At 35.1% G+C, this 16172-nt stretch carries 16 protein-coding genes; 7 read left to right on the forward strand and 9 right to left on the reverse strand.

Annotated features, from left to right (window positions below):
- Positions 1–41: 41 nt before the first annotated feature.
- From EL165_RS17690 to EL165_RS17700, 3 genes are read left to right on the forward strand one after another with little or no spacing between them, the layout of a single operon-like run.
- The gene (locus EL165_RS17690) at positions 42–1013 is read left to right on the forward strand and encodes a 3-oxoacyl-ACP synthase III family protein (protein ID WP_002982878.1); all 972 of its coding nucleotides are present in this window, start codon (positions 42–44) and stop codon (positions 1011–1013) included.
- 26 nt (positions 1014–1039) lie between these two features.
- Complete coding sequence (locus tag EL165_RS17695) at positions 1040–1273, forward strand: phosphopantetheine-binding protein (RefSeq protein ID WP_047422304.1); 234 nt, start codon at positions 1040–1042, stop codon at positions 1271–1273.
- Positions 1273–2031 (forward strand): SDR family NAD(P)-dependent oxidoreductase, encoded by a 759-nt coding sequence (locus EL165_RS17700; RefSeq protein WP_002982885.1) that lies wholly within the window; start codon positions 1273–1275, stop codon positions 2029–2031. The genes EL165_RS17695 and EL165_RS17700 overlap by 1 nt, the downstream gene beginning before the upstream one ends.
- 1 nt (position 2032) lies before the next feature.
- Here the strand turns inward: EL165_RS17700 and EL165_RS17705 are convergent, their stop codons facing one another.
- Genes EL165_RS17705 through EL165_RS17715 form a run of 3 tightly spaced genes read right to left on the reverse strand, consistent with a single transcriptional unit; the run spans position 2033 to position 4544 of the window.
- On the reverse strand, positions 2033–3193 hold the full coding sequence (locus tag EL165_RS17705) for a glycosyltransferase (protein ID WP_002982887.1): 1161 nt from the start codon (positions 3191–3193) through the stop codon (positions 2033–2035).
- A gap of 2 nt (positions 3194–3195) precedes the next feature.
- Positions 3196–4032 carry a glycosyltransferase family 2 protein gene (locus tag EL165_RS17710; RefSeq protein ID WP_002982890.1) on the reverse strand — a complete coding sequence of 279 codons (837 nt, stop codon included), beginning with the start codon at positions 4030–4032 and terminating at the stop codon, positions 3196–3198.
- Entirely contained in the window at positions 4032–4544 is a 513-nt protein-coding gene (locus EL165_RS17715) for an acyltransferase (protein ID WP_228370575.1), read from the reverse strand. Before EL165_RS17715 ends, EL165_RS17710 begins: the two co-directional genes overlap by 1 nt.
- Positions 4545–4891: 347 nt before the next feature.
- Between EL165_RS17715 and EL165_RS17720 the strand changes: the two genes are divergently transcribed.
- From EL165_RS17720 to EL165_RS17735, 4 genes are all read left to right on the forward strand, one after another.
- A complete protein-coding gene (locus EL165_RS17720; RefSeq protein ID WP_041462042.1) occupies positions 4892–5662 on the forward strand; it encodes a class I SAM-dependent methyltransferase in 771 nt (256 codons plus the stop codon).
- Between the two features lie 30 nt (positions 5663–5692).
- Complete coding sequence (locus tag EL165_RS17725; protein ID WP_002982900.1) at positions 5693–6721, forward strand: acyltransferase family protein; 1029 nt, start codon at positions 5693–5695, stop codon at positions 6719–6721.
- A 127-nt stretch (positions 6722–6848) separates the two neighbouring features.
- Positions 6849–8282: an MBOAT family O-acyltransferase gene (locus tag EL165_RS17730; protein WP_002982902.1), complete on the forward strand. Its 1434-nt coding sequence runs from the start codon at positions 6849–6851 to the stop codon at positions 8280–8282.
- 1 nt (position 8283) lies between these two features.
- A complete protein-coding gene (locus tag EL165_RS17735) occupies positions 8284–9201 on the forward strand; it encodes an SGNH/GDSL hydrolase family protein (protein WP_041462044.1) in 918 nt (305 codons plus the stop codon).
- 8 nt (positions 9202–9209) lie between these two features.
- Here the strand turns inward: EL165_RS17735 and EL165_RS17740 are convergent, their stop codons facing one another.
- The 6 genes from EL165_RS17740 to EL165_RS17765 form a co-directional block, all read right to left on the reverse strand.
- Positions 9210–10151, reverse strand: a complete 942-nt coding sequence (locus tag EL165_RS17740; protein ID WP_002982905.1) for a glycosyltransferase family 2 protein — start codon at positions 10149–10151, stop codon at positions 9210–9212.
- Between the two features lie 53 nt (positions 10152–10204).
- On the reverse strand, positions 10205–11203 hold the full coding sequence (locus tag EL165_RS17745) for an acyltransferase family protein (protein WP_002982908.1): 999 nt from the start codon (positions 11201–11203) through the stop codon (positions 10205–10207).
- A complete protein-coding gene (locus EL165_RS17750; protein WP_002982911.1) occupies positions 11200–12138 on the reverse strand; it encodes a glycosyltransferase family 2 protein in 939 nt (312 codons plus the stop codon). The genes EL165_RS17745 and EL165_RS17750 overlap by 4 nt, the downstream gene beginning before the upstream one ends.
- Positions 12138–13934, reverse strand: a complete 1797-nt coding sequence (gene asnB, locus EL165_RS17755) for an asparagine synthase (glutamine-hydrolyzing) (RefSeq protein ID WP_002982914.1) — start codon at positions 13932–13934, stop codon at positions 12138–12140. The genes EL165_RS17750 and asnB overlap by 1 nt, the downstream gene beginning before the upstream one ends.
- Before the next feature lie 223 nt (positions 13935–14157).
- Positions 14158–15081 carry a glycosyltransferase family 2 protein gene (locus tag EL165_RS17760; RefSeq protein WP_002982916.1) on the reverse strand — a complete coding sequence of 308 codons (924 nt, stop codon included), beginning with the start codon at positions 15079–15081 and terminating at the stop codon, positions 14158–14160.
- 170 nt (positions 15082–15251) lie between these two features.
- Positions 15252–16172: a glycosyltransferase family 2 protein gene (locus EL165_RS17765; RefSeq protein WP_002982919.1), complete on the reverse strand. Its 921-nt coding sequence runs from the start codon at positions 16170–16172 to the stop codon at positions 15252–15254.

Raw genomic sequence — 16172 nt, forward strand, 5'->3', positions numbered from 1 at the left:
TTTGTTTTCGTTACTTTTGCAAAGAAAGAGAATTTATTAATATGATGAAAATTTCAAAAATAGAATATTATCTGCCTCAGCAGGTGTTAACTAACGACGATCTTGAAAAACAGTTCCCTGAATGGAGCTCAGAACGTATCCAGGAGAAAGTAGGCATTTCCCAGCGACACATCTCTTCTGATAATGAAACCGTACTGGATATGGCAGTACAATCTTCAGAAAAAATTTTCGAAAACTACGACAGGAGCAAAGTAGATTTTATTTTGTTCTGTACCCAGAGTCCCGAATATTTTCTGCCTACAACGGCCTGTCTTTTGCAGGACAGATTAGGGCTTAGAAAAAATATCGGAGCCATAGATTTTAACCTGGGCTGTTCAGGATTTGTGTACGGGCTGGCTTTTGCAAAAGGATTGATCTCTGCAGGAATTGCAAAGAGTATTCTTTTGGTTACTTCAGAAACATATACCAAGCACATTCACCCTGACGATAAAGGAAACCGAAGCATATTTGGGGATGCCTCTGCTTCTGCCATTATTGAGAAGTCTGAAGGTAATGATTATCAATTCTGTCTGGGAACAGATGGAAGCGGAGCGGAAAATCTTATTGTGAAGAAAGGAGCTTTCAAAAAAGATTTTAAACTGAATCCTGAGCATGAATTCAGCCCTGAAAATATTTATATGAATGGTCCTGAAATTTTTAATTTCACGATTGAAAACATTCCCGGGTTGGTAAAAGAGACGTTGGAGGTGAATGGAATGACGATGGATGATATTGACCATTTTGTTTTTCATCAGGCCAATTCTTTTATGTTGAATTATTTGAGAAAGAAAACGAAAATTCCGGCGGAAAAGTTTTATATTGATATGGAAAAAACCGGGAATACAGTTTCTGCAACCATTCCTATTGCTCTTAAAAATATGATGGATAAAGGAATGCTCAAAGAGGGAGATAAAGTTTTAATGGCAGGATTTGGAGTAGGATATTCATGGGGAGCTACAATTATGGAAATTTAATAAACAAACATTTAAAATTATACAATATGAAAACATCCGTTTTTTTAGAAAAACTACAAGAGGAATTAGAAGAAGATGAAACATTAACTACTGAAACGAATCTGAAGTCTCTGGAAAGCTACGATTCTATCAGTTTACTTTCTGTTATTGCGTTTGTAGATGAAAATTTCAGCAAGAAAATTGATACCAAGCACTTTAAAGATATCGAAACCGTATCAGATTTAATGGATGTTATAGGGAAAGAAAATTTTGAAGATTAATGGATGCTTTCTCATTAAAAAATAAAATTATTCTCATTACAGGCGCTTCTTCCGGCATCGGGAGAAGCTGTTCTGTAGAATGCAGCAAAAGCGGTGCAGACCTGATCCTTGTGGGTAGAAATCATGAAGAACTTATGAAAACCGTCTCCATGCTGGATCCTGAAACAAAAGTGGAAACGGTTACTGAAGATATTACTCAGTCTGAAAATCTTGAAGCAATTATAGCAGAGAAAGTTTCGGCTTTGGGTAAGATAGCAGGATTTATACACTGTGCCGGTATCGAAAAAACATTACCGCTAAAAAAGCATAATCCGCAGCTGTATCAGGAGATATTTGCTGTAAATGTCATTGCAGGACTCGAAATTGCTAAAATTTTATCCTTAAAAAAATATAAAGACGAAACCTCCAGTTTTGTATTTATTTCTTCAGTTGCAGGAATGGTAGGAGAGGCAGGAAAAGCTGCATACTCTGCGAGTAAAGGAGCGGTAATTTCCGCAGCCCGTTCGTTGGCTATGGAGCTTTCAAGAAGTAATATCCGGGTTAACAGTGTAAGCCCAGCCATGGTAAACACTCCGATTTTAGAAAAAATGTTTGAAGATATTGGTGAAGAAGCTTCATCAGAGATCATAAAAAAGCATCCGCTGGGAATAGGTGAACCTAAAGATGTAGCGAATGCCTGTATTTTTCTGCTGTCTGATGCCTCAAGATGGGTTACGGGTTCCAATCTTGTGATTGACGGAGGATATGCCGCACAGTAATTTATTTTTTGTGTAACGTCTCTATGATGTTTTCCACACTGTCAAATATTTTCTTATTATCAAACTGACTTTCAATAGTTTTGAGGTTCTCCCTGATATGGAGAACAAGGCCGGGATCAGTAAGAAATTTTTTCATAGCCGAATACATTTCATCGATGTCATAATTAATGAGGTATCCCGTTTCCCTGTCTTTAATCATGAAACCAACATCCCCAACATTGGTGGCAATAATAGGCTTCTGAAGTATTAATGCTTCAGCAATGACCAATGGCCATGCTTCAGATTCGGAAGGAAGAATAAAATAATCTGCCTTTTTAATGTAAGGATAAGGATTCATCTTGTTTCCAGCCAGGATAAAGCTTTTCGTTACATTGTTACGTTGGATCTGCTCAGTCAGGTTTTTCATTTCTTCACCATTTCCTATAATTATAATATTATGGTGAAAACCTTCACTAATAAGTCGTGTATGAGCCTCAATTAGTTTGTGGTAGCCTTTTCTGCTATGAAGACGCCCAACAGAAACGAATACTGGTCCTTCCGGGAAATCTTCTATTTGCTCTTCCGCTTTCTTTTTAATTTCTTCAATAGGAATTGCATTGATGATTACACTTTCGGCGGGATATTTAAGTTCCGGGTAACACTGATGCATGATATCTTTGATTTTTTGCGAGCAGTAAATCATGTGATCAAACTTTGGAAAATTTTTAAGAATGTCCGGGATTAAAGTTTTCATGCCTGGAATATTAATCTCAGAATGGAACCATCCTATTTTTTTTGAAGCTTTATTGCTGGAATTGATTACGGATGAAAATGCACTGTATGTAGGAGCAATTTCAATATCAAATTTTTGATTTCCTAAAATACGGTCAGAAATTGCATGATTTTTTAATGCCCTCGATAGCTTTATCCTCCTTCGCAATAGCTGTAGTTTATGAAGGAATGGATTCTGAGAAAACTCTTCTTTGCCATCAGTAAGAAAGACTTTCTTTACGTGATTTGGAAACTCATCCCGAAGTTCACCCTGGTTGAGGTTAAGACAAACCGTAATTTCAAATTTGTCAGGATTAAGATTGTTAAGTATACTTAATATTACTTTTTCTACCCCGCCCATTTCCATAGAACGATGTCTAAAAAGAACTTTTATTTTATTGTTTGCCGACATTATCAGAAAATTTTATGTAAAGTAATGAAGATTTTTTTCTTTAGCCTATACACAAATTTAGTTTGATATTCCAGAAGATCAAAGATTTCTTTGCTGTCAGAGTATTGCTCCGGGATTTTTTTTCCATTGATTTTTTTAAGGTTTCTGCGTTTCATGGCCTTAAAAATGACCTGTGCGAAATAGTCGTAAGATTTTCCTTTATTATCATTTTGTGAAATACCTTTGTCATGAGTTCTATAGAGATAGTTGACATCGTTAATAAAGTAAGTATTACCTTTTTCGTACATCTTAAGGTAAAGATCCTGATCTTCAGCAATTTTAAGCTCCGGATTCATTTTTTCAGTTTGCTCATAAATACTTTTTCTGAAAGTTACAAAATGTGCAATCTGAATAGGAAAATTGAAAAAAAACATATCATTGTTGATGACCTGCTTTGGGGACTTGAAGGGCTTAATAGGCTTAAGGTCTTTATCACAAATCATTAATCTGGAATAGGTAAGAACAACATCCTTTTTTTGTTCATAAACCCGAATCGCAGTTTCAATGGCAGTCGGAAGAATAGCATCGTCCGGATCTACAAAACCACATATTTCTCCTGCAGCAAGCTCAATAAGTTTACTTTTTGTAATTCCGACCCCGGAATTTTTTTCATTTTCAAAAAATTTAAACCTTTCGTCTCCGTGAATAATATCCAGAATCTCTTTTTTCTCTTTTTCTGTGGAAGCATCATCCAGAATAATAGCTTCCCAATTGGGATACGTTTGTTTAATTAAATAGTCATAACAATCCCTGAATAAAGCTGCATTGTTATAATGAGCAATGAGTACCGAAAATTTCATTATTTAAAATCTCTGAATAAAAGGTCCTGTTTGTTTATCACCTGAGTATTGGGAGGAACGTCCTTATAAATGGTACATCCGGCACCAATGATACAGTTATCACCAATAGTGACTCCTTTTAAAACAGTTACATTGCTCCCGAGCCAGCAATTGCTCCCTATTTTTATAGGTGCTTTAGAAAATAAGGAGGGATATACTTTCATAGTAGGAGAGGTTTCGTATAAATGGTTATGATCATAAAGTTTAACGTTTTCGCCAAACAAGGTGTTGTTACCAATTGATATATATTCCAGGCAGTTTATAGAGCAGAAATTATTCATGAAAAAGTGGCTGCCTATTTCTAAAGTAGCGTTTTTAGAGATCAGAATACTGGTATAGTTTCTGAAGTCTGCAGCGGGACCAATACTTAATTTTTTTAAGTCTTTATCCAGAATAAAACGATTACCAACACCTAATTTAAGGTCTTCAAAATAAACATTTGGATGTCTTTTCAGAAGAAATAATTGCTTCATTCTGCTTATTTTTTCGAAAAAATCATAGATCATATCCTATCTTTTTGATCATTTGAGCTTTACAAATATAATCTGTTTTTGTAGAAATCAAAAACAATATCTCCTTTATCTATCCGGATATGGCCAATAAAAATACCAGCCTTACAATGTTTTTGTTTATACAAAGAAAAATAGCAGATTACTTTTTTCATTTCTCTTTTTGGAAGTTATTATAAAAACCTCTACCAATTGTTTAAAAATGATTTATTCAATTGTAAATTAACCTATAATGTTTCGGACAGGTAGAAGGTTTTTTTATAAAAATAAAAAAAAAATCTTTATTTTTGCCTCTTATCAAAGACAACACAATGGGTGAAATTACAAGAGTTCTCAAAACTTTTATCGGCTATTTGAAAAGACCTGATCTTTATCCCGAATTAGGCCGAAAAATTATTAAAAACACAGTTAATAGAGGTAATGCCTTTAAAGGAAAGGAAAAAACAAATTCCTGGGCCGCAGAAAGATGCATTTCACAAGAAGAGGCAGTGTCCAGACTTTTTGGACTTGATATTAAACCTTTTCGCGTTGAATACCATGAAATTTTAAGTTTTGCAGAACAAAGAGAAAAAGAATGTCCTGTAAAAATGGGTGGGCCTGGAGCATTGGAGCTTATTTATTATGCCTGTGAATTTACAAAAGCACAGCATGTAGTGGAAACAGGGGTCGCTTACGGATGGTCTTCACTGGCATCTCTTTTATCTCTTGCAAAAAGAGGAGGACGTTTGTATAGCTCGGACATGCCTTATCTGGCACAGGATGGAGATCAATATGTAGGATATGTAGTTCCTGAAAAGCTAAAAAGTAATTGGAAATTATTTCGTTTTGCCGATAAAGAATCACTTCCGAAAATCTTCGCTGAAAATGCTGTATTTGATGTTCTTCATTATGATTCTGATAAAAGCTATAATGGAAGAATATGGGCTTATGATGAGCTTTATAAGCATTTGAGAAAAGGAGGGGTTTTCATTAGTGATGATATTGGTGATAATTCCGCTTACCAGGATTTTTGTGAAAAAAATAATATTAACACAACTGTAGTAGAGTTTGAAGGCAAATACGTAGGTGTCTTTATCAAATAAACTTTAAAGTTATACAGCATTGAATGATCAGTGAAAATAAGTCAGATTACCTTTACGAGATTTGTAGCAGCTATTGCGATTGTCATTTCGCATTTTAATAAAGACTTATTTTTATATCAGATCAATTATCTGTCAGATATTTTCCTGCGGGCCAATGTTGGCGTAAGCTACTTTTTTATTCTTTCGGGATTCATTATGATGGTTGCCTACCATAAAAAGAATTCCATTGATTACCTGGATTTTTACCGGAACAGATTCGCCAGGATTTATCCTTTATATGTTGTAGGGCTTTTGTTATATCTTGTTACCAGGTCCTCCGACTTCAGTTTATATAAACTGATATTGTATCTGTTTGGCATTCAAAGCTGGATCCCTGGCGAAGCTTTAGTCCTGAATTTTCCCGGATGGTCTATTTCTGTAGAATTCCTTTTCTATTTGCTGTTTCCTCTATTATACAACAGATATTATTCGAAAAAGAATAAGAGCATTTGGGTGATTACAATCTTAATATGGCTGATCACACAGGTATTCTCGAATTTTTATGTAAAATCTTTATGGTATGAAGGACCTCATACAAAAAGCCATGAATTTGGATTTTATTTTCCACTCATGCACCTTAATGAATTTTTAATAGGAAATCTGGCAGGAATGTATTTTGTGAAGAATTTTAAGCAAAAGAACTATGACGTTCCTGTTATTATTTTATTTATGGCAGTATTGCTGGCTCTTATTTTTATTCCGCTTAATTTTCATAATGGCCTTATGGCAGTGCTTTTCATCCCATTAATTATTCTGATCTCTTATAATAATGGGGTACTCACCAAGCTTTTCTCTTTAAAACCTTTGGAATATCTTGGAGAAATAAGTTATGCAATCTATATTGTGCATATTCCGGTTTTGTATATCATAAGGGAGATTTTGAAATGGCAGCATATGTTGCTTGACATTGATACGGTTTTCTGGATATATATAGCTGTTTTGCTTATTATATCTGCTTTGTTCTATCAGTGGATTGAAAAGCCTTTAAGAGATTACCTGAAAAAACTAAAAATAGGCTGAAAATATTTACTTTTGCTATAATTACACAAATATATAAACACATGAATGAATTAATAGTTCCCATCTTTTCCGGATATTTTTTAACTGCTGAAAATCTAAGTTAGTATTAACGCATTGAAGAATATCTATGTTATTTAATTCCATTGGCTTTTTAATTTTCCTGCCGATTGTATTTATATTATATTGGTTTGTTTTCAGGAAAAAATACCAGCATCAGAACCTGATGCTACTGGTAGCAAGCTTCTATTTCTATGCCTGCTGGGACTGGAGATTTTTATTTTTGCTGATGTTTTCTATAGGACTGGATTTTGTGTCCGGGCTCCAGATAGAAAAAAGTAAAACAAAAAAAGAAGCGACATTCTGGTTGACCCTAAGTATTGTAATCAATTTAGGCTTTCTTGGCTTTTTTAAATATTACAACTTCTTTGCTGAAAGTTTTGCCGATCTGTTAAGCGGATTCGGGTTTACGGTAAATGTCTGGTTACTCAATATTGTGCTTCCTGTCGGGATCTCTTTTTATACATTCCATGGTCTTTCTTACGTGATCGATATTTATAAAAAAAGGATCAAAGCAGAGACCAATTTTATAGATTACGCTCTGTTTGTAAGCTATTTCCCGTTACTTGTTGCGGGACCTATTGAAAGAGCTACCCATCTTTTACCGCAGATACAAAAGAAAAGAGTGTTCAATTATGAGCAGGCTGCAGATGGGATGAGACAGATTTTATGGGGATTCTTCAAGAAAATGGTAATTGCAGATAATTGTGCACCATTAGTTAATGAGATTTTTACTAATTATCAAACTGAAAGTCCTGCTAATCTCTTAATGGGAGCTGTTTTGTTTGCCTTTCAGATTTATGGGGATTTTTCAGGATATTCAGATATTGCATTGGGTGTTTCAAGGCTGTTTGGAATAGAACTTCTGAAGAACTTTGCCTTTCCTTATTTCTCAAGGGATATTGCTGAGTTTTGGAGAAGGTGGCATATTTCATTGTCTTCATGGTTCAGAGATTATCTTTATATTCCTTTAGGAGGAAGTAAAGGAGGGCTGATGATGAAGGTCAGAAATACATTCATTATCTTTCTTGTTTCCGGATTCTGGCATGGAGCTAACTGGACCTTTATCATTTGGGGAGGGTTGAATGCCTTATATTTTATGCCATTGCTGCTTGCCGATAAAAATCGTCAGAACTTAGAAGTAGTTGCAATGGACAGACTTTTGCCCTCTTTTAAAGAATTTTTTAAAATATTACTCACCTTCGGTCTTACTTGTTTTGCATGGATTTTCTTCCGGGCAGAGTCTGTTACTCAGGCTGTTTTATACATTAAAAGGATCATTGACCCGGCTTTATTTATAATTCCCAAACCGTTTCCTTTTAAAGTCTTTTCGCTGGTTGCCGTCATGTTTGTCATTGAGTGGATCAACAGAGGGAAGAACCATGGGTTGGAAATTGACCAATTCAGGCCGTGGATAAGAAGAATTCTATATCTGGTTATCATCTATATTATTCTGCGGTATGCCAATTTCGGAAATAATGAATTTATTTATTTTCAGTTTTAACATGAAAAAATTTTTATTTAAAATATCATTTTATATCGTCGGAGTCCTAATCGTATTCGGGGTTTTGGGATGGTTTGCGGATGGAAATACAGATGATAATTATATGCACTTCGCCGTAAAAAAACCACAGAATATTATTCTGGGAGATTCAAGAGGGGCTCAGGCAGTTCTTCCACAGCTTTTAAATCAAAAATTAGGAAGAGATTTTGATAATTTTGCATTGAACGTTGTACAGTCTCCGTACGGACAAATCTATTATAAGGCGTTACAAAGAAAACTGGACCCGGAAACCAAAAACGGATTATTCATTATAACCGTGGACCCCTGGAATCTATCCTTAGATAAGAATGTGAAAAAAGAAGAGGACTTTCCGGAAAATCATTCTCCGTTAAAGAATATGCATTTTTATGATCTGTCCCCGAATTATGAATATCTGCTGAGAAATTACACCCGAAGCTGGTTTAAGCTTTACACGGAGAGAGAGGAAGCAGGAAGATCAAACACTTATCTGCATAAAAATGGTTGGATGGAAGTAACGGTAAACATGCAAAAAGATTCTATAGCCAAGAGGGAAATTGAGAAAATAAATTTCTATAAACAATTGGCTCAGAACCAGAATATTTCGCAAGCCAGGTTCAATGCCTTAGAAGACATTATCAGATTCCTTAAAAGTAAAGGGACTGTCTATCTTGTAAGAATTCCTGCTTCAGAAAAAATGGTAGCACTGGAACATTCCTATTCGCCTGATTTTAATGAAAAAATGAAAGAGATCTCCAAAAAATATGGTGTTTATTTCTTCGATTTCTCTTCTAAAGCCAAGGAATATCAATATACAGATGGAAATCATATGTATAAAGAATCCGGAAAAGTATTTACTACACAAATAGCGGATTCGATTCTGTCCAAAACAAAAAGATAAGATCTAAATCAGAATAGATATTTCCTGAAATTAATATTATACAATCCGGAGCGGATGCTTGGATAATCTGTGACAAGATATTTCAGAATCATATTCCATTTTTTGAAGAAGGGAGCATTGGCAATTTCAAAACTACGATGCATTCTTTTAATGTGGAGTTTCATATGAGCTGGAATTGTATCTTCGTTTTCTGACCAGTCTTTCACTTCTTTCCAAAGCAAAACTCTTGTAGTGGAAGGTTTTATTTTCTTAGAATCTACCTTTGTAATCCTGTTGTCTTCATGTACACCCCTTACCGCAACTGCTTTGTCTAAAATACCAGGATAAAGATCAAGGTAATAGGATAAACGGAATAAAAATTCGGTATCCTGGTGCAATCTTAAATTTGTTTTAAATAAAGGATTCATCTTGCGCAGCATAGATTCTTTCCTGATCGTTAAAGCGTCAATACTAAATAAACCAAAGCTTCCCAACATATTCATTTGTCCTGGGAATACATCCTTAGGGTCATGAATTTTATATACCGTCGTTAAGCGGTCCTGAAAAAGTTTATAATACTGTTCTTTTGCCTTTTCCGAGTAATAATGTACACCCAACGCACCATAAACACCTTCTATTTCAGGATTTTTAAATAATTCTCTTTCAGCATCAAATCTATTCGGAAGGTAATAATCGTCGGCATCTAAGAAAGCAATAAAATCCCCGGTTGATTTTTCTATCCCAAGATTTCTGGTAGGGCCTGCACCGTGGTTGCCTTTGTCGGGGTGCTGGTAAAGCTGAACTCTGCTATATTTTTCAGTAAGTTGCTGACAGACCTCCAAAGCGTTGTCGGGAGATTTGTCCTCTACTAATATAACCTCATGAACTTCATCAAATTGAAGCGCAGATTCTACTGCTTGGGAGACATATTTTTCTGCATTATAAACGGGAATGATGACTGAGATTTTCATTTTTTCAATTGGAAATTTTATTGTGTTTATACGTTATTTCTTACTGCAAGAATTTAAGCTTTTAATTTTATTTTTAAGTAATGAGTTATCTTTTTTTCTACAAAGTGATATAGGAATGCGGCTACTGCAATTACCACAAGTATTTTAAATATAAAATAGGGAATATTAAAATATCCTGCTACTTTGAACTTTCTGAAGAATATTTCTACAAAAGGATGGGATAGATAGAGAGAATAAGAAATATCCCCCAGAAATATCAGAAAACGGTTTCCTTTATAATGAAAGGTAAAATCAAAAAGTAGAAAAGAAAATACCAATAGTGAGACTACCATTAAGGTGATGAGCGGATTTGTGATCTTCAAAAACCCGAATAAATAGAGTAAGAAAAACGATATTCCTATGATACTGATAAAGCTTGCCCGGCTTTTATTAACTGTGAATCTATTAAAAAATACAGCCAATAATATTCCCATAACAAAATAGAGATTAAGTGAACTGGTTACCAGTTGCAAATAAGCTCCTTCGAATGGATAAATGATTCCCAGGATATAAGTACAAATAAATAAAAGAACAATAAAAGAATATTTTTTTGTATTAAATAAGAGAGAGATTCCGAAAATAAGGTAGAAAAACATCTCGTAATTAAGCGACCACCCAAGATACAGAACGGGAAAAGTATCCTTTTGGGGGAGAAAAAATACCGAATGAATAAGTCTCTTGGCTCCCTCGCCATGAAAATAAGACATAAAATTTCCACCAAGTACAATCCAGGCTAAAGTTAATATAAAATATAAAGGAATAATTCTGATTATCCTTCTTTTATAAAACAAAGTTAATTCGGAAGATTGGTTTGCTGTGAATTTCTTTTTATAGGTAGTAAAAGTGATGATAAACCCACTGATTACAAAAAAAATATTAACACCGATACTTCCTTTACTGAATAAAATTTCACCCAACCGTAGATCCTGAAAATTAATATAATCAGCAAAGTGAAAACAGCATACCAGTAATGCTGATATTCCTCTTAATATTTGTAGGTTATTAAGCTTCATGAGCGGATGTACGTAAAGCGGTATTGCGTTTTCAGGATATCTGGATTTTTTAGAATGGCAGTCAATAGATTCACCATTTTGGAAACTCCTTTTTTCTCAGAAAGTTCAAATGCTTTTTTCTGTAAATAAAGGTGATTTGCGGCATCTGTATCCATGGACACAGATCTGGACCACTCATATAATGAATTCCAGAAAAGGAATTGTCTCCTGTTGTATTGTGGCGAATATCGGACAATCTTGGTAATTCTGTTATCATCATGTATTCCTCTCATCGCAACGGCCTGGTCTATACTACCTGATTTCAGATGGCAGTGGTAAGCCAGTTTAATGATAAAATCAGAGTCCTGGTGTACGCGGAGAATATTATTAAATCTCAGATTATTCCGTTCCAGAGCAGATTTTCTGACGGTTAATCCATTCAAATGGAAAAATGTACCGAAAGTTTTCGGTGTAAGCCCGAGAAGCCCTCTGAATACTTCCTTTCCTTCTGCCGGATAATTTACTGTTGTCAATGTATTGTCACTGAACTTCGACTGAAATTCCTTTTTCCCTTTTTCAGTGAGATATTCAACCCCTATGGCATTGAAGATTCCATCTACATGAGGCTCTTTAAAAAGTTCTTTCTCCGCATCAAACCTATTGGGTAGGTAATAATCATCAGCATCCAGAAATGTAATGAAGCTTGAGGTGGCTTTTTCAATACCCAGATTTCTTGAAGCAGCAGCACCATGGTTTCCTTTGTCAGGATGCTGGAATAATTGAACTCTTTGATCTTCACCTGCTAATTCTTTACAAACTTCCAGGGAATGATCAGAAGATTTATCTTCAACTAAAATAACTTCTTTCACTTCTTCAAATTGCAGGGCAGACTGTACTGATTTCTTTAGAAAATCAGCAGCATTGTATACAGGGATAATGACAGAAATATCAAGCATCAGAGAACCGATTTATTATTATGAGCCCAAAGAGCAAGCTGCAATAAATTCCAGTGCTTATGGTCCTTGTTCAAAAATTTTTGGGTGATATCAAAATCAATATAGTTAAAAACCTTTTGAGACGAATCTTTTAGAAGATCGTTGGAGAGCTTTATAAGGTTTTCTTCATCAAACCAGTTCTTAACGCTGAGCCCGAAACCTTGTTTGTGACGTTTTCTAATTGTATCGGTCCAATAATTATTCATGGATTCACGAAGAATTATTTTATCGTTTTCATTGGTGATTTTCAGCTGATCAGGTAGCTGAATACAGAATTCTGCAAAATCGACATCAAGAAAAGGAGTTCTTATTTCTAATGAATTTGCCATCGCCATTCTGTCTGATTTGACCATCATATTGCCAGGAACATAATTTTCCAGATCTACTCTCATGATGTCATTTAATGAATCAGGATTTGGAGTAAAGCTGTATCCCTGCTGATAATCCGTTGAACATCCCAAAAGACTACGTTCCGATTTATTAAATACATTTCTGACAGAATTCAGATGAAAATCCAGAATAGAGTCATACTTTAAATTCTGTTGGGTTACAAACGAAACCGTTTTTGCTTTTTTATAAAGGTTAAGTCCGAATTTGGCGATTAAATTTTTATAACTGAAATGATTTTTCATCATATTTTCAACCGTATAAAAATGATATCCGCCGAACAGCTCATCTCCAACATCACCTGAAAGGGTTACGGTCAGATTTTTTCTTGCATTTTTACAAATCTCATAATGTGGAAGGTAAGAAGTATCAGCAAAAGGTTCGTCAAAGAAAGGAGAAACATGCAGTAATGATTCAGCCAGGTCCTTTTTTTGCTCATGAACTTCTATATGATTGGTATTGTATTTCTCTGCAATTTCTTTGGCATATTTGAGCTCGCTGTCTTTATGATCATATCCGAAACTGATTGTTGTCTGATGGGGCAGGAACTCATCTACCAGAGCAACTATAGACGAAGAATCCAGACCGCCGCTCAGAAAACTTCCGACCTGTACATCTGCTATAAGCTGTTTTTTAACAGCATTTTTCAGAAGGTACAGAAATTCTTCCTTAGCATCGGACAGGCTGATCACCCTGTCTTTTGACGGCAGACTGTAATACCTTGAAACAGTAATCTTCCCATCTTTCCAGATCAGCTGATGAGCAGGTGGTAAAGTATATATATTGCTGTAAATGCTTTGATAGGTACTTACGTAGCCATATTGAAGATAGTTGGAAATGGCTTCAGGATTTACTTTAGGATGAATTAATCCGGACGCCAGAATCGCTTTGATTTCTGAAGCAAAAATAAATTCATTATTATTTCCGATGGCATAGTAGAACGGTTTTTCACCAAAACGGTCTCTGGCAGAGAACAACTGCTGTTCACGGTCATCCCAGATGGCAAAAGCAAACATTCCCGGAAGATCATGGATGAGGTTCTGCTGTTTTCTCTGATACATTGCAAGAATCACTTCCGTATCGGAACCTCCATGGTATGGATATTCCGCATATTGTCTTTTGAGATCCAGATATCCATAGATTTCTCCGTTAAGGACAATACATTCGTTTTTTGTATTGGAGAACATCGGCTGCTTCCCGTTTTCAGACAAGTCTATAATGGAAAGTCTGCGGTGGCCTAATATAGCATTATCATAGAACTCAAAGTCTGAAGCATCCGGTCCGCGATGAATCAGAGAATCTGTCATTCTTTTGATTTCCTGCTGATAATTTGCTGCATTATTGCTTATAATTCCGGCTATTCCGCACATATGCTTTTATTTTTCATCATTAATTTTATCATTTTGTACAGCTAAATTACGATAAATTAAGGAAAGTATGATCGGTTTACATCAGCTGATCCCTCAAACTATTTGAATCTATTATGTTGAAATTGTTGAAAAATGAATACGGCTGATATATTCATTATCCACATTCATAATGAAAAAGAGCGGGATGATATTCACCATACATATCAGCCATTACAGGTGTTGATTATCTGGTGAAAGTATATTTTATAATCTTTAACAGCTGGCTTATCCCTGTTCCTATATTTTTTGAAATGGAAAAGCGTTCAAAGATGGCTGCATAAAGATTCCTGTTCCATAAAGGTGAAACAAATTCCTTTTCATAATAATATTTATTGATAAGCTGATCTAAGGTTTTTAATATCTGCTGATCTGCTCTCGGATCATTATTAATCCTTTTAATATTTTTAAAAATATCAATGGAAGTGCGGTATTGCTTTTCTGTTTCTAATGAGCTGTATACACCACCGCTGTGAAGCCTGTAGACTCCCACTACTTTATTAAAGCTTCTGCCTTTCCCGAATTCAAGGGCATGGTAAAAATAGTAAAGATCTCTGTAATTGGGATAAATGTCAATCCACTTCTCATCAATACAGTCTTTTCTGATCAGATAAGTGAAAGTTTGGGTAGGGCGCTGTACAAAAAAGCTGTCCTGGGTATAGTCAATATATTCCCGTCCGTTGAACATGGAGTCTTTTCCATCTTCTGTCATCTTATTTTCATCCTGATGAAACAGTAAATTTCTGGCAGTCACCATGACGTATTCTGAATTGTTTTCAAGGAAATCATACTGAAACTGTAGTTTTTCCGGATCAGTCCAGTAATCATCCCCTTCACAGTAGGCCAAATACTTTCCTTTAGCCTGAGCGAATGCAAATCTTTGATTTTCCACAAAACCGATATTGGTCTTATGATTAAAATACCGTATGATATTCGGGTATTGCGTTGCAAATTCTGAAATAATCCTGTCAGAATCATCCGGTGAATTGTCATTACAAATAATCAACTCAAACGGAAAGTCTGTTTTTTGAGAAAGCACACCTTCAATAGCCTCCTTTAAATAAGAGGCGTGATTGTAAGTGAGCATAATGACCGATATTTCTGGCTTCATTGATTTAGTAATGAAATCTGTTAATAAAAGATGAAAGAATGTCTTTAGGTCTCAAATTTATTAATTCCTGGGGATTATATTTAAGATTTCCCTTTTGTATTGTGTTGTTAATAAGACTGGCTCTGTTCATTTGTGTCAATTTGAATTAATATTTCATCAGTGGGATACTTTTATATATTGAGAAAAGCAGCACCTTTATTTTTAATGAGGTTTCTTGCGTTTATGATTTCATTAAATCTGTCTTTCTGATATTGATATTCTTTCAAAGTATCGGAAGCAGCAGAAAACTGCAATTGGAGAGCCTGCTTTATCATTTTAGGAATGAAATCTCTGTTCAACATTTTGGAATCAAACGCGAGCGCCGGATTCAGATAGCGCTGTTCCCGTTGCACTCTCAGGGCATTAATATGGCTGGTTTTATGGAAATCCTGTTTACCATCATGTACAACTCTACTAGGCGGACAGACGATAATTTTTTTCCCGAAAAATGAAATACGTTGTACATATTCATAGTCTTCGGAATAATGAAAGAAGTAAGGATTAAAACCACCAATTTCTTCAATGGTAGCTTTGGGAAGTAACCAATGGGCAGCATTTACAAAGTCTATTTCATAATAATCTTTCAGACTATTGGTAAAACTGTCTGAAAATATTCTGTTATCAGGTGTATTTCTTGCCAGATAACGTTCGAAAAAAATATCGAGCTTCTTTTCGCTGCCATCCATATGTATCGGACTTAAAATTCCCAGCTGATTTTTGTCTGGGTATGCGTTGTAAACATCCAATAGTTTTTGAAAGCTGTCCGGGTAAATCCATGCATCCTGATTCATCAGGTAGAAAAAATCTGCTCCTTCTTTATACGCTTTTTCTATCCCTGTATTATTCGCTTTTCCAAAACCTAGATTTTGTGGAGATTGAGTGAAGTCTACTTCAGGAAAATACGTTTTAATATATTCCTGAGTGCCGTCTGTGGATCCGTTATCTATTACAATACATTTTACAGGAACTGAAGAGGTTCTTAAACTTGAAAAACATCTTTCTGCCCACTTCATGGCATTATAAGTAACAATGATTACATGAATAGCCGCCAT

The organism is Chryseobacterium gleum, assembly GCF_900636535.1.
GTDB classification, from domain to species: domain Bacteria; phylum Bacteroidota; class Bacteroidia; order Flavobacteriales; family Weeksellaceae; genus Chryseobacterium; species Chryseobacterium gleum.